This is a genomic window from Pseudomonas sp. WC1 (genome assembly GCF_050586565.1).
Lineage (GTDB): Bacteria > Pseudomonadota > Gammaproteobacteria > Pseudomonadales > Pseudomonadaceae > Aquipseudomonas.
The window spans coordinates 31369-56797 of record NZ_JBOBDQ010000015.1 but is presented as its reverse complement, the minus strand read 5'-3'; the positions used below and the strand labels follow the sequence as shown (position 1 = coordinate 56797).

19 protein-coding genes and 1 other RNA gene are annotated in these 25429 nt (G+C 64.4%); 11 read left to right on the top strand and 9 right to left on the bottom strand.

All coding sequences use genetic code 11. The features are described from left to right. Positions 1–3: 3 nt before the first annotated feature. From ACQ4OD_RS09535 to ACQ4OD_RS09510, 6 genes are all read right to left on the bottom strand, one after another. Positions 4–393: a hypothetical protein gene (locus ACQ4OD_RS09535; RefSeq protein ID WP_258701024.1), complete on the bottom strand. Its 390-nt coding sequence runs from the start codon at positions 391–393 to the stop codon at positions 4–6. Between the two features lie 163 nt (positions 394–556). Beyond that, an RNA gene (ffs, locus tag ACQ4OD_RS09530) (signal recognition particle sRNA small type) lies at positions 557–653 on the bottom strand. A gap of 189 nt (positions 654–842) precedes the next feature. Further along, a complete protein-coding gene (ligA, locus tag ACQ4OD_RS09525) occupies positions 843–3185 on the bottom strand; it encodes an NAD-dependent DNA ligase LigA (RefSeq protein ID WP_430944206.1) in 2343 nt (780 codons plus the stop codon). Between the two features lie 100 nt (positions 3186–3285). Beyond that, a complete protein-coding gene (zipA, locus tag ACQ4OD_RS09520; protein ID WP_430944205.1) occupies positions 3286–4170 on the bottom strand; it encodes a cell division protein ZipA in 885 nt (294 codons plus the stop codon). A 347-nt stretch (positions 4171–4517) separates the two neighbouring features. Beyond that, on the bottom strand, positions 4518–8006 hold the full coding sequence (smc, locus tag ACQ4OD_RS09515) for a chromosome segregation protein SMC (protein WP_430944204.1): 3489 nt from the start codon (positions 8004–8006) through the stop codon (positions 4518–4520). 3 nt (positions 8007–8009) lie between these two features. Beyond that, positions 8010–8669 (bottom strand): GntR family transcriptional regulator, encoded by a 660-nt coding sequence (locus ACQ4OD_RS09510; protein ID WP_430944203.1) that lies wholly within the window; start codon positions 8667–8669, stop codon positions 8010–8012. Positions 8670–8941: 272 nt separating this feature from the next. Here ACQ4OD_RS09510 and xdhA point away from each other — a divergent pair, with 272 nt between their 5' ends. The 4 genes from xdhA (at position 8942) to guaD (ending at position 15078) form a co-directional block, all read left to right on the top strand. Continuing rightward, on the top strand, positions 8942–10396 hold the full coding sequence (gene xdhA, locus ACQ4OD_RS09505; protein WP_139672540.1) for a xanthine dehydrogenase small subunit: 1455 nt from the start codon (positions 8942–8944) through the stop codon (positions 10394–10396). Then, complete coding sequence (gene xdhB / locus ACQ4OD_RS09500; protein ID WP_139672543.1) at positions 10389–12788, top strand: xanthine dehydrogenase molybdopterin binding subunit; 2400 nt, start codon at positions 10389–10391, stop codon at positions 12786–12788. Before xdhA ends, xdhB begins: the two co-directional genes overlap by 8 nt. A 129-nt stretch (positions 12789–12917) precedes the next feature. Then, positions 12918–13763 carry a xanthine dehydrogenase accessory protein XdhC gene (gene xdhC / locus ACQ4OD_RS09495; RefSeq protein WP_430944202.1) on the top strand — a complete coding sequence of 282 codons (846 nt, stop codon included), beginning with the start codon at positions 12918–12920 and terminating at the stop codon, positions 13761–13763. A 10-nt stretch (positions 13764–13773) separates the two neighbouring features. Further along, entirely contained in the window at positions 13774–15078 is a 1305-nt protein-coding gene (gene guaD / locus ACQ4OD_RS09490) for a guanine deaminase (protein ID WP_430944201.1), read from the top strand. Here guaD and aqpZ read toward each other — a convergent pair. After that, positions 15075–15773 (bottom strand): aquaporin Z, encoded by a 699-nt coding sequence (aqpZ, locus tag ACQ4OD_RS09485; protein WP_102684656.1) that lies wholly within the window; start codon positions 15771–15773, stop codon positions 15075–15077. The two genes, guaD and aqpZ, sit on opposite strands and share 4 nt — an antisense overlap. Before the next feature lie 145 nt (positions 15774–15918). Then, positions 15919–16674 (bottom strand): GntR family transcriptional regulator, encoded by a 756-nt coding sequence (locus tag ACQ4OD_RS09480; RefSeq protein ID WP_038705701.1) that lies wholly within the window; start codon positions 16672–16674, stop codon positions 15919–15921. A gap of 355 nt (positions 16675–17029) precedes the next feature. On the opposite strand from ACQ4OD_RS09480, the gene ACQ4OD_RS09475 reads away from it, so the two are divergent. Further along, positions 17030–18379 (top strand): NCS2 family permease, encoded by a 1350-nt coding sequence (locus ACQ4OD_RS09475; protein ID WP_102684655.1) that lies wholly within the window; start codon positions 17030–17032, stop codon positions 18377–18379. Positions 18380–18512: 133 nt separating this feature from the next. Here ACQ4OD_RS09475 and uraH read toward each other — a convergent pair whose 3' ends face one another. Continuing rightward, positions 18513–18866, bottom strand: a complete 354-nt coding sequence (uraH, locus tag ACQ4OD_RS09470) for a hydroxyisourate hydrolase (RefSeq protein WP_028692847.1) — start codon at positions 18864–18866, stop codon at positions 18513–18515. Between the two features lie 366 nt (positions 18867–19232). On the opposite strand from uraH, the gene puuE reads away from it, so the two are divergent. The 6 genes from puuE to ACQ4OD_RS09440 all read left to right on the top strand — a co-directional run bounded on the left by puuE (position 19233) and on the right by ACQ4OD_RS09440 (position 25130). Beyond that, the gene (gene puuE / locus ACQ4OD_RS09465; RefSeq protein WP_102684653.1) at positions 19233–20159 is read left to right on the top strand and encodes an allantoinase PuuE; all 927 of its coding nucleotides are present in this window, start codon (positions 19233–19235) and stop codon (positions 20157–20159) included. Beyond that, positions 20159–20674 (top strand): 2-oxo-4-hydroxy-4-carboxy-5-ureidoimidazoline decarboxylase, encoded by a 516-nt coding sequence (gene uraD / locus ACQ4OD_RS09460; RefSeq protein ID WP_139672555.1) that lies wholly within the window; start codon positions 20159–20161, stop codon positions 20672–20674. The genes puuE and uraD overlap by 1 nt, the downstream gene beginning before the upstream one ends. Before the next feature lie 103 nt (positions 20675–20777). Further along, complete coding sequence (locus ACQ4OD_RS09455) at positions 20778–21281, top strand: ureidoglycolate lyase (RefSeq protein ID WP_023631381.1); 504 nt, start codon at positions 20778–20780, stop codon at positions 21279–21281. Positions 21282–21336: 55 nt separating this feature from the next. After that, on the top strand, positions 21337–22653 hold the full coding sequence (locus tag ACQ4OD_RS09450; protein ID WP_430944200.1) for a urate hydroxylase PuuD: 1317 nt from the start codon (positions 21337–21339) through the stop codon (positions 22651–22653). Positions 22654–22847: 194 nt separating this feature from the next. Further along, a complete protein-coding gene (locus ACQ4OD_RS09445; protein WP_046856489.1) occupies positions 22848–24203 on the top strand; it encodes a nucleobase:cation symporter-2 family protein in 1356 nt (451 codons plus the stop codon). Positions 24204–24344: 141 nt separating this feature from the next. Continuing rightward, complete coding sequence (locus ACQ4OD_RS09440) at positions 24345–25130, top strand: outer membrane protein OmpK (protein WP_139672561.1); 786 nt, start codon at positions 24345–24347, stop codon at positions 25128–25130. The last annotated feature ends 299 nt before the right edge of the window (positions 25131–25429 follow it).

The following is a 25429-nucleotide window of genomic DNA, read 5'->3' as shown; positions in this document are numbered from 1 at the left end:
CACTCAAGGTTTGTCGGATTCAGCGGCCTGCCCCACCACCAGGTCGAAGCGGTAGGCACCCAACGACCCAGACATGTCGCCGGGATGGCTGACACCCGCCTGCGGTGCGTCGAGCACGCCATCGAGCTCATGCAGGGCCAGCTCCAGCAGCTTGCGCAAGTCACGCACCGAGCGCGCCGACACCTGCAGTTCCAAGGCCACCGCGTCAGCCTTCACCGCCACTGGCGCAGCCGCTTCCTCGAGGATGCGCTCGTGCTCTTCTTCCATCTGGTCGAGCACCTGGGACAACTCCAGCACGCGCTCGGGACTGGCGGCCATCTGGTCCTTGATTTCCAGGCGGCGCATTTGCCACTCGCGGATCTTCTGGCGGGTGAGGTCGTCGACATGTTCCACGGTCGCTATCTCCTGGCCGAATGGGCCGACACGATGGGATGCATGATAAGGCGCTGCGCGGGATCGTGCAGGCGGAAAACAGTGCGAGGGTGTAAAGAAACGCGTCTGATGTGCGACGCCTGACAGGTACGCCGGAAAAATCCTGCGCCCAAAATGGAGGCGGCCCCACCAGCCACACCCCGGCACTCGATGTTCCCGCTATGGCTGCTCCCTTCCGGGCCTGACCAGGTTAACGGGTAATCAATGCGGGGGGACCGATGGGGCCACCACGACGGCTCGCCAGCTGACGAGCCGCGCCATTGTACAACGCCAGCGAGAAGTTACAACCTTTGATCGAGAAAAAACCATCATTTCTCAAGGACTTGTGGCAAATCTATCGCGAGGCGAACCCGCCCCCCACGTGCGATCACCCGTGGGAGCGGGCTTGCCCCGCGACAAGGCCACCGGCCTCAGACGTCGATTCCGCGCTCCGCAAGGAAGCCCACGAACGCCTCCTCGTCCATCACCGACACGCCCAGCTCGCTGGCCTTGGCCAGCTTGGAGCCGGCGCCGGGCCCGGCCACCACGCAATGGGTCTTGCCGGACACGGAGCCCGCCACCTTGGCCCCCAGGCTTTCCAGCTTTTCCTTGGCGATATCGCGGCTCATGCGCTCCAGGGTACCGGTCAGCACCCAGGTCTGGCCGGCCAGCGGCAAACCCTCGGCGGACTTCTTCTCGCACGACCAGTGCATGCCGAAGTCCAGCAACTGGGCTTCGATGGCGCGGGCCAACTGCTGGTTGGCCTCGACCTTGAAGAACTCGCGCACCCCGTCGGCGGCCTTGGTATTCAGGGCCTGGCGCAAGTCGATGCCATCGGCGGCGATGATCTTGTCCAGGGTGCCCAGCTTGTCTACCAGCTTCTCGGCGCCGGTCGGGCCGACCGACGGGATATCGAGCTTGGCGAGCATCCCGGCGAGGGTGGTGCTGGCGGCGAACTCGGCGCCCAGCTCCCCTTCATCCTGCAGTTGCATACCGCTGTCCAGCAGCTGCTTGATCACCGCACGGTTGTGCTCGTCCTCGAAGAAGTTATGGATCTCGTAGGCAACTTCCAGGCCAATGTCCGGCAGGTAGGTCAACACCTGCGGCAGCGCCACCTGCACCCGCGCCAGGCTGCCCAGGGAGCGGGCCAGGACCTTGGCGGTCTCCTCGCCGACATCGGGGATGCCCAGGGCGTAGATGAAACGCGCCAGGCTCGGGCGCTTGCTGGCCTCGATGGCTTCGAGCAGCTTGCGGCTGGAGACCTCGGCAAAGCCTTCAAGGGCGACCACTTGCTCGAATTCCAGCTTGTAGAGGTCGGCCGGCGAGCGGATCAGGTTTTCATCGACCAGTTGCTCGACGCTCTTTTCGCCCAACCCATCAATGTCCATGGCGCGACGCGACACATAATGGATGATCGCCTGCTTGAGCTGGGCGGCGCAGCTCAGGCGCCCCACACAGCGGTACACCGCGCCTTCGCTGGTGGTTTCCTTGCCCTTGCTGCGCTTGACCAGCTGAGTGCGCTCGACCTGCGAGCCGCACACCGGGCATTGGCTCGGCACCTGCACCGCACGCGCGCCTTCGGGGCGGCGCTCGAGCACCACCTGCATGACCTGCGGGATCACGTCACCGGCACGGCGGATGATCACCGTGTCGCCGATACGCAGGCCCAACCGGGCGATCTCGTCCATGTTGTGCAGGGTGGCGTTGGACACCGTCACGCCGGCCACCTTCACCGGCTTGAGGCGAGCGACCGGAGTCACCGCGCCGGTACGCCCGACCTGGAACTCGACATCGAGCACCTCGGTGAGCTCTTCCATGGCCGGGAACTTGTGGGCGATCGCCCAGCGCGGCTCACGGGCACGGAAACCCAGCTCACGCTGGGAGGCCAGGGCATTGACCTTGAATACCACCCCATCGATTTCGTAGGGCAGGCTGTTGCGGCGCGCGCCGATGTCCCGGTAATAGGCCAGGCACTCGTCGATACCAGCGGCGTGCCTGAGCTCGCGACTGATCGGCAGCCCCCAGGTCTTGAGTTTCTCCAGGATACCGATATGGCTGTCGCCAAACGACTCGGACACCTGGCCGACGCCATAGCAGCAGAACTCCAGCGGGCGGCTGGCGGTGATCTTCGAGTCCAGCTGGCGCAGGCTGCCGGCGGCGGCGTTGCGCGGGTTGGCGAAGGTCTTGCCGCCGGCCTCGGCCTGGGCCGCATTGAGCCGGTCGAAACCGGCCTTGCTCATGTACACCTCGCCGCGCACTTCCAGCACCGCCGGCCAGCCCTCGCCCTGCAGCTTGAGCGGGATGTTGCGCACGGTGCGCACGTTGGCGCTGATGTCCTCACCGGTAGTGCCATCGCCGCGGGTGGCGCCCTGCACCAGCTGGCCGTCGCGGTACAGCAGGCTCACCGCCAGGCCGTCGAGCTTGGGCTCGCAGCTGTAGTCCACGGCCGCCTGATCGCCGCCCGGCAGGTCCAGGCCTTCGACCACGCGGCGGCCGAAGTCGCGCAGGTCGTCTTCCTCGAAGGCGTTGCCCAGGCTGAGCATCGGTATCTCGTGACGTACCTGGCTGAAGGCCGCCAGTGCCGCACCACCGACGCGCTGGGTCGGCGAATCCGGAGTCACCAGGTGCGGATGTTCGGCTTCCAGCGCCTTGAGTTCATTGAACAGGCGGTCGTACTCGGCATCAGGCACGCTGGGTTCGTCGAGCACGTAGTAGCGGTAGTTGTGCTGGTCGAGTTCGGCGCGCAGTTCATGGATTCGGGATTCGGCGTTCATTCCTGGTCTTCTCTTGCAAAGCAAAAGAGCAGCCCCTGGCTGCTCTTTCGTTTCAATCATCGCGGCGCGGACCGAGGCAGGGTCCGCCCGCTCGGGTCGGTCAGCGTTTCTGCGTCAGGGCGCGGCGCTCGAACTCGACGATACGCTGGCGGTAGTGCTCGATGGTCTGGGCGGTCAACACGCTGCGCTGGTCGTCCTTGAGTTCGCCATTGAGCTCGTGGGCCAGCTTGCGGGCGGCGGCGACCATTACGTCGAAGGCCTGCTTGGGGTGGCGCGGGCCTGGCAGGCCGAGGAAGAAGCTCACCGCACGGGTGCTGAAATGGTCGATGTCATCCAGGTCGAACACGCCGGGCTTGACCGCATTAGCCATGGAGAACAGCACTTCGCCGTGGCCGGCCATGCTCTCGTGGCGATGGAAGATGTCCATCTCGCCGAAGCGCAGGCCGCTTTCCAGGATGTTCTGCAACAGCGCCGGCCCCTTGAAGCCGCCTTCGTCACGCGAGATGACACTGATCACCAGCACTTCTTCGGCCGGCGGCAGCTCCTTGGCCGGCGTGGACGCGGCAGTGAAACCGCTGTTGCGGGCGGTGTCGGCGGCGAAGTCATCGTCGCCAGCGTCGAACAGGTCCGGTTCACGCGGCTCGGCGGCCAGCTTCAGGTCGCCCTGTTGCGGCTCGCTGTTGTTGCGCTTGCCGCGCTTGGCCTTGGCCGGTTTGGCTTCACGTTCGCGCTCACGCACTGGAGCGCTGACCGATGGCAGGTCGCTCTCATCCAGCTCGGGCTCTTTATGGGTTTCCAGCACACGCGAAGGGCCGAGCACCTCGGCGCCGCCGCTGTCGTCGTCCGGGGCGTTGGCGTAGCTACGGTCCAGACGGAACTTCAATTTGCCCTTGCCGCCGCGCATGCGGCGCCAGCCGTCGAAAAGAATACCGGCGATGACAATGATGCCGATGACGATCAGCCACTCGCGCAGACCGATTTCCATGTAATCCCGTGCCTCTATAAAAAATATGCTTGAAAACAAAGGCTTCAAAGGCCTTTAACACGTGGCGCCAACTCTATGTTCTGACAGGCGTTTTACCCACGCAAAAAACAAGTGACATTAAGCTAGCACGACCAAAGGCAACTTTACACCGTCTGTCGCGTCTGCTGAGGCTTTTGCCTACACGTTCACACCCTTTCTTTACCCCTTAGGCTCTGTCCGAAATGTATCTGCACTCGCCCATACTGCGTTGAAACGGGGCTCGGAATGCTCATGTACTCCAGTACACTGCGCTTCCTCCCCCCGTTTCGCCTTGTCTGGCCTTCGCGCAGACACATTTCGTACAGACCCTAGGCGTCGACCATGGCCATAGCCTCTTCCACATCAACTGCTACAAGACGTGAACAACCCGGCTCGTGCATGGTCACCCCCATCAGCTGGTCGGCCATTTCCATGGCGATCTTGTTGTGGGTGATGTAGATGAACTGCACGGTTTCGCTCATTTCCTTGACCAGGCGCGCATAGCGCCCGACGTTGGCATCGTCCAAAGGTGCGTCGACTTCGTCGAGCATGCAGAACGGCGCCGGGTTCAGCTTGAAGATGGCGAACACCAGAGCCAAGGCCGTCAATGCCTTCTCGCCGCCGGACAGCAGATGGATGGTGCTGTTCTTCTTGCCCGGCGGGCGCGCCATGATCGTCACCCCTGTATCGAGTAGATCTTCGCCCGTCAGTTCCAGATAAGCGCTGCCGCCACCGAAAACTTTTGGGAAAAGTGCCTGTAATCCGGCATTTATCTGATCAAAGGTATCCTTGAAGCGGTTGCGGGTTTCCTTGTCGATCTTGCGGATGACGTTTTCCAGGGTCTCCAGTGCCTCGACCAGATCGGCGTCCTGGGCATCCAGGTAGCGCTTACGCTCGGATTGCTGCTCGTACTCTTCGATGGCCGCCAGGTTGATCGCGCCCAGGCGCTGGATACGCGCCTCGACCTGCTCCAGCGCCTGCTCGGTGCCCTGCTCGCTGGCCTCGGCCTCGAGCGTGGCGAGCACGCCCTGAAGATCGTAGCCGTCGGCGAGCAGTTGTTCCTGCAAGGTCTTGCGCCGCACATCCAGCCCCTGGGACTCCAGGCGCTGCTGCTCCAGCTGGCCGCGCAACAGTTGCGACTGCTGCTCGGCCTGGGTGCGGCGGCGCTCGGCATCACGCAACTCACGGTCCGCCTCGTCCATGTGCAGCCGCGCCTGGCGCATTTCTTCGTCGACACTCATGCGGCGCTCGAGCAGTTCCTCAAGCTTCAGGCGCAACTCTTCGAGCGGCGCCTCGCCTTCCTCGAGATTCAGGTTCAGTTGCTCCTGACGCTCGTTCAGGCGCGCGGCCTGCTGCTCCAGGCGCTCGAGCGCCTGGCGGGTGGAATCGTGCTGGGCGCGCAACGAGCCCAGGCGCACGGCCAGTTGATGGGCATGGTCCTTGTGCTGGCGGGCCTCCTGGCGGACCCGGTCGAGACCTTCGCGCAGGGTGTCGCGGCGCGCCATCAGTTGCTCGCGCTGTTCGGTGTCCGCGGCCATCAGGTCGAGGGACTCCTGCAACAGCAGGCGCGCCTCGCCCAACTGCTCATGCTCCAGGGCACGCTGCTCCTGGAGCTCGGCCAACTCTTCGTGCAAGCGTCGGCGGCGCAGTTCAAGCTGTTCGGCCCGGGCCCGGCCAGCAGACAGGCGCGCCTTGAGCTCACCGTGCTGGCGGCTCTCGTCCTGGCTGCGACGGCGCAATTGCTCGCGCTGCTCCTCCAGGTCGAGCTGTTGTTCACGCAGACGCTGCAGTTGCTCGTCGAGCTGTTCGAGCGACGCTTCCTGCTCCAGTTGTTCCTGGGCCAGGCGTTCGATTTCCTGGCCCCTGGCCAGCACGCCACCCTGGGCTTCACCACCGCGGCTGACCCGCAGGAAATGCCGCCCCACCCAGTATCCGTCGCGGCTGACCAGGCTTTGCCCAGCAACCAGTGACGCCCGCTGCGCCAACGCCTGCTCCAGCGTTTCAACCGGCCTCACCTGCCCCAGCCAGGCCGACAGGTCGGCCCGCCCCTCGACCTTGTCGAGCAGGCTGCCGGGAACACGCGGACCCTCGCCCCCGGCCAGCAGCAGGCGCAGATCGCCCTGCTCCAGCGCGGCGAAGTCCAGGCCGGCGAAGTCATCCAGCAACACTGCCTGCAGGTCGGCGCCAAGCACCGTTTCCACCGCCAGCTCCCAGCCGGGCTCGACCCGCAGCCCCTCGGCCAGGCGCGGGCGCTGCTCCAGGCCCTGGGCGCGCAGCCAGTCGGCGGCCCCCACACCGGGCTCCAGCGCCGCCTGCTGCAAAGCCTCCAGCGAGGCCAGACGCCCGCCCAGGCGCTGCAGATCACCCTGCTGTTGCTGTTGTGCCTGGCTGGTCTGCTGCAGGTGTTCGCGCAACCCTTCCAGGCGCTCGACCACCTGCTGCTCTTGCAGGTGCAGCTCTTCGAGCAGCAACTCGCTGCTGGCCACTTGCTCGCCCAGATCAAACGTCTCGGTGTCCTGGGTATCACCACCGAGCTGCTCACCCTCCTCGCCCAGCTTGCGCTGGCGCTCGGCCAGGCGCTCCAGGCTGGATTCGAGCTGCGCCAGGCGCGCCTGCTGCACCTCGGCCTGACGGCGCGGCTCGGCGGAGCGGGTGTTGAAGCCGTCCCACTGCTCCTGCCAGCCGTGCATGCCGAGCTCAGCTTCCTCCAGAGTCGCGGCGGCTTCCTCGGCCGCGGCCAGGGTCAGCTCCTGCTCCGGTTCGAGCATTGCCAATTCTTCGCCGAGGGTCGCCAGCAAGGTGCGGTCATGCCCCAGGTGCGATTCGGTTTCCAGGCGGCTGCGCTCGGCCTCCTTCAGGTCGTCCTGCAACTGGCGCAGACGCTGCTGGCCGTGCTGGATGCTCTGCTCGACGCGGGCGATATCGCCAGCCACCGAATAGAAGCGGCCCTGCACCTGGTTGAAGCGTTCGGACAACTCATGGTGACCGTCGCGCAGTCGCTCGATGCTGGCGTCGGCGTTGCGCTGTTCGGCCACCAGCGCCTCGAAGGCGACCTCCTGGTCGCCGATCACCGTCTCGCGCTGGCGCACCCGCTCATCCAGGTCGCGCCAGCGCAGAGCCGACAGGCGTGCCTTGAGCTGACGCTCCTCGGCCTTGTACTCACGGTATTTCTCGGCAGCCTGGGCCTGGCGGTGCAGGCGCTCGATCTGGCGTTCCAGCTCTTCGCGCAGGTCGGTCAGGCGCGCGAGGTTTTCCTGGGTACGGCGGATGCGGCTCTCGGTCTCGCGGCGACGCTCCTTGTACTTGGAGATGCCCGCCGCTTCCTCGATGAAGTTGCGCAACTCCTCGGGCTTGGCCTCGATCAGCTTGCTGATCATGCCCTGCTCGATGATCGAATAGCTGCGCGGCCCCAGACCGGTGCCGAGGAAGATATCGGTGATGTCACGACGCCGGCACTTGGTGCCGTTCAGGTAATAGGTGTTCTGCCCGTCGCGGGTGACCTTGCGGCGGATCGAGATCTCGGCGTAGGCGGCGTACTCGCCCACCAGGCTGTTGTCGCTGTTGTCGAACACCAGCTCGATGCTGGCCTGGCTGACCGGCTTGCGGCTGGTGGAGCCGTTGAAGATGACATCGGTCATCGACTCGCCACGCAGGTTCTTCGCCGAACTCTCGCCCATCACCCAGCGCACCGCGTCGATGATGTTGGATTTACCGCAGCCGTTGGGGCCGACCACGGCGGCCATGTTGCTGGGGAAGTTGACCGTGGTCGGGTCGACGAACGACTTGAACCCGGCCAGGCGGATGCACTTCAGGCGCACCGCTCAGACCCGCGCCAGCGCCGCCAGCACCAGTTCGCAACTGCGCTGGCAATAGGCGGTGAGCACCTCGCGGATGCGCGGCAGGTCGCGGGCGACCACAGCTTCGAGCAGGCGGGCAAACAGCTCCAGGTAATCTGCCATGTTGGCCTGGCGCTGGTCCAGGGCCAGGTAGTAGGCGCGGCTCATGGCCGGCTGCAGGTTCTCGACGGTTTCCTGCAGGTACGGGTTGTTGGCGAACGGATACGCGGCGCGCATCACCGCGAAGCTGTCGCCGACGAAGGCCTTGATGTCCTTGCCGGCATGGGCCTGCTTGAGGCGCTGCTGGATGTCCAGGAACGGGCGCAGGTCGCCCTCGGTGCGCCAATGCTGGGCGACGGCGTTGCCCAGCAGGATGTAGAACTCGCCCATCAGGGCGCACAGGCTGCGCACGCTGTTTTCGTCGAGCTCGGTCACATGGGCGCCACGGCGCGGCAGGATGGCCACCAGGTGCCGGCGCTCGAGGATGAGCAGCGCCTCGCGCACCGAACCGCGGCTGACGTTAAGGGCCTGGGTGACCTTCTGCTCCTGGATGCGCTCGCCGGGTGCGAGTTCGCCGCGGATGATCCGCTCGGCCAGGTAGTGGGCAATTTGCTCGGAGAGGCTGTCCGGCGCCTTGAACGTCATGGTTTTCCTTCGCAATCTGGGTAGCTGTGCACAAGGGCGCGATTGTAGCGCACTTGCCAGGCGCTCGCGCAGCAGGACTGCGTGCTTTGTGCGACTGGCGGGTCAACTTTCCTGCACGGCGCGAACTATGCTTTGGAAAAGGCTCGATGAGGCGGCTCGGAAGGCCCTCGTGCAAATTCTTGACCTTTGAGTCAGAAAATTATTGACCCGAAGGTCAGCCGTTGCTTAGAGTCCGCCGGAACAACAATAAAACCATTGCGAGGCCCTCCCCCGTGATCCAGTTTCTCGTCAACCAGGAGCTGCGCAGCGAGCATGCCCTGGACCCGAACATGACGGTGCTGCAGTACCTGCGCGAGCACCTGGGCAAACCCGGCACCAAGGAAGGCTGCGCCAGCGGCGACTGTGGCGCCTGCACCGTGGTCGTCGGCGAACTTGTCGAAAACGCCCAGGGTGGCGACGACATCCGCTACCGCAGCCTCAACTCATGCCTGACGTTCGTCTCCGCCCTGCACGGCAAGCAACTGATCAGCGTCGAGGGTCTCAAGCACCAGGGCGAACTGCACAGCGTGCAAAAGGCCATGGCCGACTGCCATGGCTCGCAGTGCGGCTTCTGCACCCCTGGTTTCGTCATGTCGCTGTTCGCCCTGCAGAAGAACAGCCAAGGCCACGACCTGCACCAGGCCCAGGAGGCCCTGGCCGGCAACCTGTGCCGCTGCACCGGCTACCGGCCGATCCTCGAGGCTGCCGAGCAGAGCTGCGCACGCCCCTGCCGCGACCAGTTCGACGCTCAGCAGGCGCAGACCATCGCCCGCCTCAAGGCCATCGCCCCGCAACAGACCGGCGAGCTTAATAGCGGCGACAAGCGCTGCCTGGTGCCGCTGACCGTGGCCGACCTGGCCGACCTGTACAGCTCGCACCCCGAGGCGCGCCTGCTGGCCGGGGGTACCGACCTGGCGCTGGAAGTCACCCAGTTCCACCGCACCCTGCCGGTGATGATCTACGTCGGCCATGTCGCCGAACTCAAGCGCATCGACAAGACCGCCAGCCATCTGGAGATCGGCGCCGCCACGCCGCTGACCGACTGCTACACCGCGCTCAACGAGGAGTACCCCGACTTCGGCGACCTGCTGCACCGCTTCGCCTCGCTGCAGATCCGCAACCAGGGCACTCTCGGCGGCAATATCGGCAACGCCTCGCCAATCGGTGACTCGCCACCTCTGTTGATCGCCCTCGACGCGCAGATCGTCCTGCGCCAAGGCGAGCGCCAGCGCACCCTGGCCCTGGAAGACTACTTCATCGACTACCGCATCACTGCACGCCAGGACAGCGAGTTCATCGAGAAGATCATCGTGCCGCGCGCCAGCAACGACTGGGCCTTCCGTGCCTACAAGGTGTCCAAGCGCCTGGACGACGATATCTCCGCGGTGTGCGCGGCGTTCAACCTGAGCATCGAGAACGGGGTGGTCAGCGGCGTGCGCATCGCCTTCGGCGGCATGGCGGCGACTCCCAAGCGTGCCCGCGCCTGCGAAGCCGCGCTGCGCGGCAAGCCGTGGACCCAGGCCAGCGTCGAACGCGCCTGCCAGGCCCTGGCCGAGGACTTCACCCCGCTCAGCGACTTCCGCGCCAGCCGCGAGTACCGCCTGCTGACCGCGCAGAACCTGCTGCGCAAGTACTTCATCGAACTGCAAACGCCGCACATCGAAACCCGGGTGACCGCCTATGTCTAACCATCACGCCGTCAAGAGCCAGGCCGAGATGGCCGCACTGTTCAGCCAGGACCTGACCACCGGGGTCGGCCGCAGCCTCAAGCACGACAGCGCCGACAAACACGTGGCCGGCGAGGCGGTGTACATCGACGACCGCCTGGAATTCCCCAACCAGCTGCACGTCTATGCACGCACCGCCGACCGCGCTCATGCGCGCATCCTGCGCATCGACACCACGCCCTGCTACCAGTTCGAGGGGGTACGCATCGCTATCACCCATGAGGACATCCCGGGGCTCAAGGACATCGGCCCGGTGGTGGCCGGCGACCCGCTGCTGGCCATCGACAAGGTCGAGTTCTTCGGCCAGCCGGTGCTCGCCGTGGCCGCCTGCGACCTCGAGACCGCCCGCCGAGCCGCCATGGCCGCCATCGTCGAGTACGAAGACCTGGAGCCGGTGCTCGACGTGGTCGAGGCCCTGCGCAAGAAGCATTTCGTGCTCGACAGCCACACCCACCAGCGCGGCGACTCTGCCGCCGCACTGGCCAGTGCCCCGCACCGCATCCAGGGCACCCTGCACATCGGCGGCCAGGAGCACTTCTACCTGGAGACCCAGATCAGCTCGGTGATGCCCGGTGAAGACGGCGGCATGATCGTCTACTGCTCGACGCAAAACCCCACCGAGGTGCAGAAGCTGGTGGCCGAGGTGCTCGACGTGCCGATGCACAAGATCGTCGTCGACATGCGCCGCATGGGTGGCGGTTTCGGCGGCAAGGAAACCCAGGCCGCCAGCCCCGCGTGCCTGTGCGCGGTGATCGCGCGCCTGACCGGCCAGCCGACCAAGATGCGCCTGCCGCGGGTCGAAGACATGACCATGACCGGCAAGCGTCACCCGTTCTACGTGGAATATGACGTCGGCTTCGACGACAACGGCCGCCTGCACGGGATCAATTTCGACCTGGCGGGCAACTGCGGCTACTCGCCGGACCTGTCCGGTTCGATCGTCGACCGCGCCATGTTCCACTCCGACAACGCCTACTACCTGGGCGATGCCACGGTGCACGGCCACCGCTGCAAGACCAACACGGCCTCCAACACTGCCTACCGCGGCTTCGGCGGCCCGCAGGGGATGGTCGCCATCGAGCAGGTGATGGACCATATCGCCCGTCACCTGGCCCTCGACCCGCTGGCGGTGCGCAAGGCCAACTACTACGGCAAGACCGAGCGCAACGTCACCCACTACTACCAGACCGTCGAGCACAACATGCTCGAGGAGATGACCGCCGAGCTCGAAGCCAGCAGCGACTACCATGAGCGCCGCGAATCGATCCGCCGCTTCAACGCCAACAGCCCGGTGCTGAAAAAAGGCCTGGCGCTGACCCCGGTGAAGTTCGGCATCTCGTTCACCGCCACCTTCCTCAACCAGGCAGGTGCCTTGATCCACATCTACACCGACGGCAGCATCCACCTCAACCACGGCGGCACCGAGATGGGCCAGGGCCTGAACACCAAGGTCGCCCAGGTGGTGGCGCAGGTGTTCCAGGTCGACTTCAACCGTATCCAGATCACCGCCACCAATACCGACAAGGTGCCCAACACCTCGCCCACCGCCGCCTCCAGCGGCGCCGACCTGAACGGCAAGGCCGCGCAGAACGCCGCCGAGATCCTCAAGAAGCGCCTGACCGAGTTCGCGGCCCGGCACTACAACGTCACCGAGGAAGACGTCGAGTTCCGTAACGGCCATGTGCGCGTGCGCGAGCAGATCGTCAGTTTCGAGCAATTGGTCCAGCAGGCCTATTTCGCCCAGGTGTCGCTGTCGACCACCGGTTTCTACCGCACGCCGAAGATTTTCTACGACCGCAACCAGGCCCGTGGCCGCCCGTTCTACTACTTCGCGTTCGGCGCCGCCTGCGTGGAGGTGATCGTCGATACCCTGACCGGCGAGTACAAGATGCTGCGCGCCGACATCCTGCACGACGTGGGCGATTCGCTGAACCCTGCCATCGACATCGGCCAGGTGGAGGGTGGTTTTGTCCAGGGCATGGGCTGGCTGACCACCGAGGAACTGGTGTGGAATGCCAAGGGCAAGCTGATGACCAACGGCCCGGCCAGCTACAAGATCCCGGCAGTGGCCGACATGCCGATCGATATGCGCGTCAAGCTGGTGGAGAACCGCAAGAACCCTGAGGACACCGTGTTCCACTCCAAGGCCGTGGGCGAACCGCCGTTCATGCTCGGCATTGCCGCCTGGTGCGCGATCAAGGACGCGGTGGCGAGCATCGCCGACTACCGCGTGCAGCCAAACATCGACGCGCCGTCGACGCCGGAGCGGGTGTTGTGGGGTTGCGAGCAGATGCGCAAGGCGGTGGCTGCGGCGCAGCCTGCCGAACAGCAACTGGAGCCCGTGACGCACTGACGCCGCCGCCCCTGTAGGAGCGGCTTCAGCCGCGAAGCTGACACCGCGGTGCCTGGCAGCCGCTTCGCGGCTGATCGCGGGTGAACCCGCTCCTACAAGGACCGAGTCGTTTGATAGAGGATCTGAATCATGCACCAATGGATCAACGCCCTCGCCGAGCACCAAGCCCGTGGCGAGCCCTGCGTGCTGGTGACCATCATCGAGGAGCGCGGCTCCACCCCGCGCAACGCCGGCTCGAAAATGGTGGTCAGCGCCAGCGCGCTGTACGACACCATCGGCGGCGGCCACCTGGAGTTCAAGGCCCTGCACATCGCCCGGCAGATGCTCGCGGAACACCGCAGTACCCCGCACCTGGAGCGCTTCAGCCTCGGCGCCAGCCTCGGCCAGTGCTGCGGCGGCGCCACCGTGCTGCTGTTCGAGCCGATGAGCGGCGTGCAAGCCGAGATCGCCGTGTTCGGCGCGGGCCATGTCGGCCGCGCTCTGGTACCCTTGCTCGCCGCGCTGCCCTGCCGGGTGCGCTGGATCGATTCGCGCGAGCAGGAGTTCCCCGCGCTCATCCCCACCGGAGTGAGCAAGATCGTCAGCGAAGAGCCGGTCGACGAAGTTGCCGACCTGCCCGCCGGCAGCTACTGCATCGTCATGACCCATAACCACCAGCTGGACCTGGAGCTGACCTCCGCGATCCTCAAGCGCAACGACTTCACCTGGTTCGGCCTGATCGGTTCGAAGACCAAGCGTGTCAAGTTCGAGCACCGCCTGCGCGAGCGCGGCTTCGACGACGCGCTGATGGCGCGCATGCGCTGCCCGATGGGCCTGGCCGAGGTCAAGGGCAAGCTGCCGATCGAGATCGCCGTGTCCATCGCCGCCGAAATCATTGCCACCTACAACGCCTGCTTCGGCCAGCACGACGCTGCCGCCAACTCAGGCCCCATCGCCCAGTTGCTGCCGTCCTCGCGACGCAGCCAGACCCTTTGACGAGAGCCCCATGAGCGCAACCCGCAAAGCCTACCGAGCCGCCATCCTGCACAGCATCGCCGACCCCGCCGAGGTCGGCCTGGAGGCATCCTGCGAATACTATGAAGACGGCCTGCTGGTGGTCGACGACGGCCGCATCAGCGCCCTGGGCCATGCCAGCGAGCTGCTGCCAACCCTCGACGCCGCCATCCCGGTGCAACACTACCAGGACGCCCTGATCACCCCGGGCTTCATCGACACCCATATCCATTTCCCGCAGACCGGCATGATCGGCTCCTATGGCGAGCAACTGCTGGACTGGCTGAACACCTACACCTTCCCCTGCGAAAAGCAGTTCGCCGACAAGGCCCATGCCGACCAGGTGGCGAAGATCTTCCTCGCCGAACTGTTGCGCAACGGCACCACCACCGCGCTGGTGTTCGGCAGCGTGCACCCCGAGTCGGTCAACGCCCTGTTCGAGGAGGCCGAGCGCCTGGACCTGCGCATGATCGCCGGCAAGGTGATGATGGACCGCAACGCCCCCGACTACCTCACCGATACCGCCGAGTCCAGCTATCGCGACAGCAAGATGCTCATCGAGCGCTGGCACAGCAAGGGCCGCCTGCACTACGCCGTCACCCCGCGCTTCGCGCCGACCAGCACGCCGGAACAGTTGAGCGTGGCCGGTCAGTTGCTCAAGGAGCACCCGGGCGTGTACATGCACACCCACCTGTCGGAGAACCTCAAGGAAATCGACTGGGTCAAGGAACTGTTCCCCGAGCAGCAAGGCTACCTCGACGTCTACGACCACTTCGAGCTGCTCGGTGAGCGCTCGGTGTTCGCCCACGGCGTGCACCTGTGCGACGACGAGTGCCAGCGCCTGGCCGAAACCGGTTCGGCCATCGCCTTCTGCCCGACCTCCAACCTGTTCCTCGGCAGCGGCCTGTTCAATCTGCCCCAGGCCGAGCGCTTCAAGGTCAACGTCGGCCTGGGCACCGATGTCGGCGCCGGCACCAGCTTCTCGCTGCTCAACACCCTGAACGAGGCGTACAAGGTGATGCAGTTGCAAGGCGCGCGCCTGCACCCGTACAAGTCGCTGTACCTGGCCACCCTCGGCGGTGCCCGCGCCCTGCGCCTGGAGGACCGCATCGGCAGCCTGCGCCCGGGCAATGACGCCGACTTCGTGGTGCTCGACTACAAGGCCACCCCGCTGCTGGACTACCGCCTGCAGCAGTCGAAAAGCATCGAGGAGACCTTGTTCGTGCTCACCACCCTGGGCGACGACCGCACCGTGCGCGAGACCTACGCCGCCGGGCGTTGCGTACACCAGCGCTAAGGTTGTTTGGCCAGGCCTCGATAGAATGCACCGCCGATCGCAGCGCCGATCAGCGGTGCCAGCCAGAACAGCCAAAGTTGCTGCAGCGCCCAGCCACCGACGAACAGCGCAGGCCCGGTGCTGCGCGCCGGGTTCACCGAGGTGTTGGTGACCGGGATCGAGATCAGGTGGATCAAGGTCAACGCCAGGCCAATGGCGATCGGCGCAAACCCGGCCGGCGCCCGGGCGTCCGTGGCGCCCATGATGATCACCAGGAACATCGCGGTCATCACCACTTCGCTGACGAAGCCCGCGGCCAGGGTGTAGCCGCCGGGCGAGTGTTCGCCATAACCATTCGACGCCATGCCGTTGCCCACCTCGAAACCGGCCTTGCCGGTGGCGATGAAGTAGATCACCGCCGCGGCGAGGATCGCGCCGATCACCTGGGCAATCACGTAGGGCAGCAACTCTTTTGCCGGGAATCGTCCCCCCACCACCAGCCCGAACGACACGGCGGGGTTGAGGTGGCAACCGGAGATATGGCCGATGGCGAATGCCATGGTCAGGACGGTAAGGCCGAAAGCAAAGGCGACACCCAGGACACCGATGCCGACAGGCGAGCTGGCGGCCAGCACCGCGCTGCCACAACCACCCAGGACCAACCAGAAGGTGCCGACCAGCTCGGCACCCATGCGCACACCCAGGGATGAACTCATGGAGCATTCCTCAAGTAATTGGACGCAACGACTGCGCAAGCCCAACTGCTTGATGAAGGTTTGCTGAGGAAAATCTAGCAGAGCCTTGGCCAAGGGCCAGTAAAGCCAGGGGCTGCGAAGCAGCCCCGCTCAGGCAGGCAAACGATCAACCCTTGGCAGTAGCCTTGGGCTTTTTCAGCAGGTGGGAGAACACCGCGTGCAGATCGTCCGAGGCGCTCTCCTCGTCGAGGTTGAGCTTGCTGTCGATATGGTCCATGTGATGCATCATCAGGCTTACCGCCTGCTCGGCATCACGGGCCTCGATCGCATCGATCAGCTGCATGTGCTCATCGTACGAGCAGTGCGAGCGGTTGCCGCTTTCGTACTGGGCGATGATCAGCGAAGTCTGCGACACCAGGCTGCGCTGGAAGCTCACCAGCGGTGCGTTGCCGGCGGCTTCGGCCAGCTTGAGGTGAAACTCGCCGGACAGGCGGATACCGGCGCCACGGTCGCCACGGGAGAAGCTGTCACGCTCCTCGCGGACCATCTGGCGCAGTTCGTTGAGCTGTTCGAGAGTGGCGTGCTGCACGGCCAGTTCGGTGATGGCGCGCTCGACCATGCGCCGCGAGAAGAACACCTGCCGCGCCTCCTCGACCGTGGGGCTGGCCACCACCGCACCACGGTTGGGCCGCAACAGCACCACGCTTTCATGGGCCAGGCGCGACAGGGCGCGGCGGATGATGGTGCGGCTGACGCCGAAGATCTCGCCCAGTGCTTCCTCGCTCAACTTGGTGCCCGGTGCCAGACGCTGCTCGAGGATCGCCTCGAAGATATGCGCATAGACGATGTCGTCCTGGGTACCGCTGCGGCCGGCCTTGCCAGTGCGCACAGGTTTTTTCAGAGGTTGCAGCTGTTCGTTCATGGGCTCTCGAGCACAAAGGATCTGCCAGTCGGACCGTGACTGTAATACCGGTCAGCGGGGGGATGGCAAGCCCTGGAAGAAGAAAAGGGGCCAAGGTATGGCGCCATTGTACACAGGCTGACCCGTTTCTGCAGGTGGCCTTTTACCTATATAGCCGTTGTACGGCAGTTCGTGGGAACAAAAGATAAAACATTATTTGCATTCTTTGTACACAAAAGCATAATCCTGCGAGCAACTTCCTGACCCAAAAGTCAACAAACTGGTCGGACGTCTGCCACACCCCCTCGCGAAGCCCCCCAGTGCATGGCTCAGGACCAGGCTTCGAACAACAAGAAAGACTTGAGGAGTACTCGCTGTGGAAAGCCGCAAATCCGAAGCACCTACGCTGGATCTCGTCCCACCGCTCGAAACGGGCTGGCTGGAGCGGATTTTCAAACTCAAGCAGCATGGCAGCACCGTCCGCACCGAGCTGATCGCCGGGGTGACCACCTTCATCACCATGGCCTACATCATCTTCGTCAACCCCAACATCATGGCCGACGCCGGCATCGACCACGGCGCGGCATTCGTCGCCACCTGTATCGCCGCCGCCCTCGGCTGCCTGCTGATGGGCCTGTACGCCAACTGGCCGGTCGGCCTGGCGCCGGGCATGGGGCTCAACGCCTTCTTCACCTACACCGTGGTCGGCACCATGGGCTACAACTGGGAAACGGCGCTGGGGGCGGTGTTCGTCTCGGGCGTGCTGTTCATGTTCCTGACCGTTTCGCGCGTGCGTGAGTGGCTGCTCAACAGCATCCCGCTAAGCCTGCGCCACGCCATGGGGGCCGGCGTCGGCTTGTTCCTCGGGCTGATCGGCCTGAAAACCGCCGGCATCATCGTCGACAGCCCGGCAACCCTGGTCAAGCTCGGCTCGCTGCATGAGCCCGGCCCACTGCTGGCGGCGGTGTGCTTCCTGCTGATCGCCATCCTCAGCTACAAGCGGGTGTTCGGCGCGATCCTGATCAGCATCATCGGCGTCACCCTGGCCGGCTGGGGCCTGGGCCTGGTCAAGTTCGGCGGGGTGGTGTCGATGCCGCCGAGCCTGGCACCGACCTGGATGGCCATGGACGTGGTCGGCGTGTTCAACGTCAGCATGATCAGCGTGGTGCTGGCGTTCCTGTTCGTGCATATGTTCGACACCGCCGGCACGCTGATGGGGGTGGCCCAGCGGGCCAACCTGGTGGCACCGGACGGGCGTATCGAGAACCTGTCGCGGGCACTGAAGGCCGACAGCACCTCCAGCGTGTTCGGCGCGGTGGTCGGCGTGCCGCCGGTGACCAGCTACGTGGAAAGTGCTGCGGGCGTCGCGGCAGGCGGGCGCACCGGCTTGACCGCCGTGGTGGTGGGGATCCTGTTCATCGCGGCGATGTTCTTCGCCCCATTGGCGGGGATGATCCCGGCCTATGCCACCGCTGGCGCGCTGATCTACGTGGCGATGCTGATGATGGGCAGCATGGCGCATATCGAGTGGGATGAAGCCACCGACAGCATTCCGGCGATCGTCACCGTGATCATGATGCCGCTGACCTTCTCGGTGGCAGACGGCATTGCCCTTGGCTTCATCAGCTACGTGGCGCTCAAGGCAGGTACCGGCAAGTTCAAGGAGATCTCGGCCAGCCTGTGGGTGCTGTGCGCGATCTTCATTGCCAAGTTTGTGTTCCTCTGATCCCGCTGCAACAACCAAGGGCGCCTCGGCGCCCTTTCTCTATTTCAACACCCTGTACAAAAACAACAGGCGAAAAAAAGCCCGCCAGTGTGAGAGCGGGCCAAGGACCTACGAAGATTCTTCTAGCGACCAACTAGCTTCCACGATAGGTCGAATAGCTGTACGGCGAGATCAGCAGCGGCACGTGGTAGTGCTCCTGCTGCTCGTCGATGCCAAAGCGCAGCACGACCACGTCGAGGAACGCGGTGTCCGGCAGCTTCACACCCTTGGCGCGGTAGTAGTCACCTGCGCTGAACTGCAATTGATAGACGCCGGTGCGGTAGTCGTCACCCTGCAGCAGCGGCGCGTCAACGCGGCCATCGCTGTTGGTCAGGGCGGTGTTCACCAGTTCCAGCTGCTGGCCTTCGACGCGGTACAGCTCGACCTTGATCGAGCTGCCCGGGCAGCCATGCGCGGCGTCCAGTACGTGTGTGGTCAAACGTCCCATTTGCTTGTCGCCTCTTGTCGTCTACGTGGGCAAAAAATACACGGCAACGGGCTGGCACCGTGCGGGAATGCAGCTATTAAGACAGTTTAGCGATAGATTGTACACAATTTTTTCTGCATCCAAGGTCAAGGCTCCTCGAACACTCCATCAGTCGCGAAGACACGCCCGATGCCGACCCTCGCGGCATTAGCTGACCAATCAGGCAGGTTTCTTGCAAGCCATTCTCAGGCGACAAATGGGAAGAAATGCGGAAAAACAGGCTTACAAAGTATTTAAGAAGTTGTATACAATCAGCCCATCCGGTGGTGCGACATCCCGACGCGGCCCGCCCACCACTCGCACATACGTACAAGAAGGAAGACTGCAGTGAGCGCTGACTACCCTCGCGACCTGATCGGTTACGCCAACAACCCACCTCATCCGCAATGGCCGGGCAATGCCCGCATTGCACTGTCCTTCGTGCTCAACTACGAAGAAGGTGGCGAGCGCAACATCCTGCACGGCGACAAAGAGTCCGAAGCGTTCCTCTCCGAAATGGTCGCCGCCCAGCCGCTGCAGGGCGCGCGCAACATGAGCATGGAGTCGCTCTACGAATACGGCAGCCGCGCCGGCGTATGGCGCCTGCTCAAGCTGTTCAAGGACAGCGGCGTGCCGCTGACCATCTTCGCCGTGGCCATGGCCGCCCAGCGCCACCCCGACGTGATCCGCGCCATGGTCGAGGCCGGCCACGAGATCTGCAGCCACGGCTACCGTTGGATCGACTACCAGTACATGGATGAAGCGCAAGAGCGCGAGCACATGCTCGAAGCCATCCGCATCCTCACCGAACTCACCGGCGAACGCCCACTGGGCTGGTATACCGGCCGCACCGGCCCGAACACCCGGCGCCTGGTCATGGAGGAAGGCGGCTTCCTCTACGACAGCGACACCTATGACGACGACCTGCCCTACTGGGAGCCGAGTAACCCGACCGGCAAGCCGCACCTGGTGATCCCCTACACCCTCGACACCAACGACATGCGCTTCACCCAGGTACAGGGCTTCAACTGCGGCGAGCAGTTCTTCCAGTACCTCAAGGACGCTTTCGACGTGCTCTACGAGGAAGGCGCCGAGGCGCCGAAGATGCTCTCCATCGGCCTGCACTGCCGCCTGGTCGGCCGCCCGGCGCGCCTGGCCGCGCTCAAGCGCTTCGTCGACTACGCCAAGAGCCACGAGCAGGTCTGGTTCGCCCGTCGCGTGGACATCGCCCGCCACTGGCACGCCACCCACCCGTACAAGAAAGAGAACGCCTGATGACCGCCTTCAAGACCCTCAAGCCCTCCACCCTGGACCGCGCCGCCTTCGTCGCGGCCTTCGCCGACATCTACGAGCACTCGCCGTGGGTCGCCGAGAAAGCCTACGACCTGGGGCAACTGGCCGAGCTGGACGAGATCGAGGCGTTGCATCAGCGCATGAGCGACATCCTGCTCAGCGCCAACCACGCCGACCAGCTGGCACTGATCAACGCTCACCCGGACCTGGCCGGCAAGGCCGCCATCCAGGGCGAACTGACCGAATCGAGCACCAACGAGCAGGCCGGCGCCGGTATTCACCAGTGCACCGCTGAAGAGTTCGCCCGCTTCACCGAACTCAACGACGCTTACAAGGCCAAGTTCCAGTTCCCGTTCATCATGGCGGTCAAGGGCAGCAACCGGCACCAGATCCTCGCCGCCTTCGAAAAACGCATCCACAACGACACCGATGCCGAGTTCAAGGAAGCTTTGGCGCAGATCAACCTGATCGCCCTGTTCCGCCTGCTGCAGCTATAAGGCACTGGCACCGCCCTGGCCCGAGTGCGTGACGCGTCCGCACCCAGGGCCCCGGCCCGCCAGGCCACCAAAATCCAGAACAACGAATAGAAGAGATAACCGCATGCGCACCCTGATGATCGAGCCCCTGACCAAAGAAGCCTTCGCCCCCTTCGGTGACGTGATCGAAACCGACGGCAGCGACCACTTCATGATCAACAACGGCTCGACCATGCGCTTCCACAAGCTCGCCACGGTCGAGACCGCCGAGCCCGAAGACAAGGCGATCATCAGCATCTTCCGCGCCGACGCGCTGGAGATGCCGCTGACCGTGCGCATGCTGGAACGCCATCCGCTGGGCAGCCAGGCTTTCATCCCGCTGCTCGGCAACCCCTTTCTGATCGTGGTCGCGCCACTTGGCGATGCACCTGTATCAGGCTTGGTCCGCGCCTTCCGCAGTAATGGCAGGCAGGGCATTAATTACCATCGCGGCGTCTGGCACCACCCGGTGCTGACGATCGAAAAGCGGGATGACTTCCTGGTGGTTGATCGCAGTGGTTCCGGCAACAACTGCGATGAGCATTACTTCCCCGAGGAACAGATGTTGATCCTCAATCCCCACCAATAAGAAAAGGTCGGTCACCCAGGTCCGCCTGAACCGTGACCGGCGAGAGGTACATACTGTGGAAGCACACCTTCACGAATGGCTGAACCTGAGCATTCGCTGGGTTCACATGATCACCGGCGTGGCCTGGATCGGTGCATCGTTCTACTTCGTCTGGCTGGAGAACCACCTGAACCGAAGCAACCCGCGCGATGGGTTGTCGGGTGACCTCTGGGCCATCCACGGTGGTGGTATCTACCACCTGGAAAAATACAAGCTGGCCCCGCCGAAGATGCCCGAGAACCTGCACTGGTTCAAATGGGAAGCCTACTTCACCTGGATGTCCGGGATCGCCCTGCTGTGCGTGGTGTTCTACTGGAACCCGACCCTGTACCTGCTGGCACCCGGCAGCACCCTCAGCGGTGCCGAAGGCGTGGCCATCGGTATCGGCTCGCTGATCGCCGGCTGGTTCATCTACGACTTCCTCTGCGACTCGCCCCTGGGCAAGAAGCCGGCCCTGCTCGGCGCCGTGCTGTTCGTGCTGATCATCGCCGCCTGCTGGGGCTTCAGCCTGGTGTTCAGCGGCCGTGGCGCGTACCTGCACACCGGCGCGATCATCGGCACCATCATGGTCGGTAACGTGTTCCGCATCATCATGCCGGCGCAGCGCCAGCTGGTGGCGGCCATCGAGAACAACCAGACCCCCGACCCGGTGCTGCCGGCCAAGGGCCTGCTGCGCTCGCGCCACAACAACTACTTCACCCTGCCGGTGCTGTTCATCATGATCAGCAACCACTTCCCGAGCACCTACGGCAGCCAGTACAACTGGCTGATCCTGGCCGGGATCGCGGTGGCCGCGGTATTGATCCGTCACTATTTCAACACCCGCCACGACAGCAACAAGTACGCCTGGACCCTGCCAGTCGGTGCCCTGGCGATGATCTGCCTGGCCTACGTGACCGGCCCGAAACCACTGCCGAGCGCACCTGAGCAGGCCGCCGCCAAGGTCGAGTACCAACCGCTGCCGGCCACCGCCGTGGGCGGCAAGACCGCCGCCGAACTGCGCGCCGAGGAATCCGCCAAACCTGCGGCACCCGCCGAGGCTCCGGCCCAAGCCACAGCCCAGGCTGGCGGTGAAACCTTCGACAAGATCCACACCGTCATCCAGGAACGCTGCACCGTGTGCCACTCGGCCAAGCCGACCAGCCCGCTGTTCAGCGCAGCCCCAGCCGGCGTGATGTTCGACACCCCGCAGCAGATCCAGGCCCAGGCCGCGCGCATCCAGGCGCAGGCCGTCGCCAGCCAGATCATGCCGCTGGGCAACATCACCCAGATGACTGTCGAGGAACGCAAGCTGGTCGGCGACTGGATCGCCAAAGGCGCGCAGGTCAACTGAGACAACCCACGACTGCGTGGGAGCGGGCTTGCCCCGCGATGGGGCCGGTACTCCCGGCCTTGCTACAAGCTCTACGTAACAAGCAAGCATCGAGCGTTCGGCTTCACGCGGGAACCCCGGCCTCCTTTACCGGAGCCTGCCACGTGAAGCCGCCCGCTTGGATCCGAGAATAAAAACAAAACTCGAGGTGCTGCATGTCCGAGTCACCCAAGGCGTACATCCCTGTTGCGCCGCCACGACAGCCCCTGCCTTTGTTCCAGCTGATCCTGGTGGGTCTGCAACACGTTCTGCTGATGTACGGCGGCGCCATCGCGGTGCCGCTGATCATTGGCCAGGCGGCGGGCCTGTCCCGCGAAGAAGTCGCCTTCCTGATCAACGCCGACCTGCTGGTCGCCGGCGTTGCCACGATCATCCAATCCTTCGGTATCGGTCCGGTCGGCATTCGCATGCCGGTCATGATGGGTGCCAGCTTCGCCGCCGTCGGCAGCATGGTGGCCATGGCCGGCATGCCGGGCGTCGGCCTGCAGGGGATCTTCGGCGCGACCATCGCCGCCGGATTCTTCGGCATGCTGATCGCGCCGTTCATGTCCAAGGTCGTGCGCTTCTTCCCGCCGCTGGTGACCGGCACGGTCATCACCTCCATCGGCTTGTCGCTGTTCCCGGTAGCGGTCAACTGGGCCGGTGGCGGCCATGACGCCGAAGCCTTCGGCGCGCCGATCTACCTGATGGTCGCCGGCCTGGTGCTGGCGGTGATCCTGCTGATCAACCGCTTCATGCGCGGCTTCTGGGTCAACGTGTCGGTACTGGTGGGCATGGGCCTGGGTTACGTGCTCGCCGGTTCCATCGGCATGGTCGACCTGTCGGGCCTGAGCGAGGCACCGTGGCTGCAGGTGGTTACGCCGCTGCACTTCGGCATGCCGACCTTCAGCCTGGCGCCGATCCTGTCGATGTGCCTGGTGGTGGTGATCATCTTCGTCGAGTCGACGGGCATGTTCCTTGCCCTGGGCAAGGTGACCGACCGTGAAGTAACGCCAGGCATGCTGCGGCGCGGCCTGCTGTGCGATGCCGGCGCGTCGTTCATCGCCGGCTTCTTCAATACCTTCACCCACTCCTCGTTCGCCCAGAACATCGGCCTGGTGCAGATGACCGGGGTGCGCTGCCGCTACGTCACGGTGATGGCCGGCGCGCTGCTGATCCTGCTCAGCCTGCTGCCCAAGGCGGCCTTCCTGATCGCCTCGATCCCGCCCGCGGTACTGGGCGGCGCGTCCATCGCCATGTTCGGCATGGTCACCGCCACCGGGATCAAGATCCTCCAGGAAGCGGACATCTCCGACCGACGCAACCAGTTGCTGGTCGCCGTCAGCGTCGGCTTTGGCCTGATCCCGGTGGTGCGCCCGGAGTTCTTCGCGCAGATGCCACAGTGGATGGAGCCGATCACCCACAGTGGTATCGCCATGGCCACCCTTAGCGCCCTGGTGCTGAACCTGCTGTTCAACATCCTCGGCGGCGCCGACCGCGCCGCGCACAACGATGCCTGTCACCAGCATTGAGTGACCAGGGGCGGCGCCGTCCTGGCCGCCCCGCTTCAACCCTGTGGTAACGCAGTACCGTCGGCCCGCCGGAATGGGCCGTCCGGGGCGCCTGCGCGCCGAAAAAGCCCTTACAAAAACAATAAGTCCGGGAATCACAACATGAAGCGCATCACCACCTCCGTCCTGCTTGGCAGCAGCCTGCTGGCCACCCTCCCCGCCCATGCCGGCGAATGGCTGCAGTGGCACGGCGAAAGCCTGTCCTACCTCTACGGCAAGGACTTCAAGGTCAACCCCGACATCCAGCAGACCATCACCTTCGAACACGCCAACAAGTGGAAGTACGGCGACACCTTCCTGTTCGTCGACAAGATCTTCTACAACGGCAAGGCCGACCCCGGCAAAGGCGTGACCACCTACTACGGTGAGTTCAGCCCGCGCCTGTCGTTCGGCAAGATCTTCGAGCGCAACCTGGCCTTCGGCCCGGTCAAGGACGTGCTGCTGGCCATGACCTACGAGCGTGGCGAGGGCGACAACGAGGCCTACCTGATCGGCCCCGGCTTCGACCTGAACGTGCCCGGCTTCAACTATTTCACCCTGAACTTCTACCTGCGCAACACCGAGGGCAGCCGCCCCGGTGACAACGTCTGGCAGATCACCCCGGCCTGGTCCTACACCATCCCGGTGGGCAAGTCCGACATCCTGATCGACGGCTACATCGACTGGGTGGTCGACAACGACCAGACCCGCCGTGGCACCTACCACGCCAACCTGCAGTTCAACCCACAGGTCAAATACGACCTGGGCAAGGCCCTTAACCTGGGCGCCAAGCAGCTCTACGTCGGCTTCGAATACAGCTACTGGAAGGACAAGTACGGCATTGACAGCCGCGGCAACGTGGACAGCAACCAGAGCGTCGCCAGCGCCCTGGTGAAGGTGCATTTCTGACCGAACGGGCGCATGCCCGATGATGTGACACCGTGCTCCAGGACGGAGCACTTGAGGCCCGGCGCGCAAGTGAGTAATCTGCGCGCCCCCTCGATCGGGGCGGGAAGGATCCCGCCCGCGTTTGCTGACCGCCCAGTCAATGTTTCCGGGCGGTTGGCCAACGTGTTGCCAGCGTGAAATACCTATTTCATCCGTTCAGAAAGACGTCGAGCAGGATGGTTGTGCCCAACGTGGAAAAGTTGGCGCAGCTCTTGCCAAACAGCTGTGGCCAATTGAAAAAAGCTGACCCAAAAGACAAG

Bases quoted from the DNA above. Each gene is read 5' to 3' on its own strand.
- uraH (WP_028692847.1), bottom strand. From the start codon at position 18,866: ATGGGACGTTTGACCACACACGTACTGGACGCCGCGCATGGCTGCCCG.
- uraD (WP_139672555.1), top strand. From the start codon at position 20,159: ATGACCGCCTTCAAGACCCTCAAGCCCTCCACCCTGGACCGCGCCGCC.
- zipA (WP_430944205.1), bottom strand. From the start codon at position 4,170: ATGGAAATCGGTCTGCGCGAGTGGCTGATCGTCATCGGCATCATTGTC.
- ACQ4OD_RS09445 (WP_046856489.1), top strand. From the start codon at position 22,848: ATGTCCGAGTCACCCAAGGCGTACATCCCTGTTGCGCCGCCACGACAG.
- ACQ4OD_RS09480 (WP_038705701.1), bottom strand. From the start codon at position 16,674: ATGAACGAACAGCTGCAACCTCTGAAAAAACCTGTGCGCACTGGCAAG.
- xdhC (WP_430944202.1), top strand. From the start codon at position 12,918: ATGCACCAATGGATCAACGCCCTCGCCGAGCACCAAGCCCGTGGCGAG.
- xdhB (WP_139672543.1), top strand. From the start codon at position 10,389: ATGTCTAACCATCACGCCGTCAAGAGCCAGGCCGAGATGGCCGCACTG.
- aqpZ (WP_102684656.1), bottom strand. From the start codon at position 15,773: ATGAGTTCATCCCTGGGTGTGCGCATGGGTGCCGAGCTGGTCGGCACC.
- guaD (WP_430944201.1), top strand. From the start codon at position 13,774: ATGAGCGCAACCCGCAAAGCCTACCGAGCCGCCATCCTGCACAGCATC.
- ACQ4OD_RS09455 (WP_023631381.1), top strand. From the start codon at position 20,778: ATGCGCACCCTGATGATCGAGCCCCTGACCAAAGAAGCCTTCGCCCCC.
- ligA (WP_430944206.1), bottom strand. From the start codon at position 3,185: ATGAACGCCGAATCCCGAATCCATGAACTGCGCGCCGAACTCGACCAG.
- ACQ4OD_RS09510 (WP_430944203.1), bottom strand. From the start codon at position 8,669: ATGACGTTCAAGGCGCCGGACAGCCTCTCCGAGCAAATTGCCCACTAC.
- ACQ4OD_RS09440 (WP_139672561.1), top strand. From the start codon at position 24,345: ATGAAGCGCATCACCACCTCCGTCCTGCTTGGCAGCAGCCTGCTGGCC.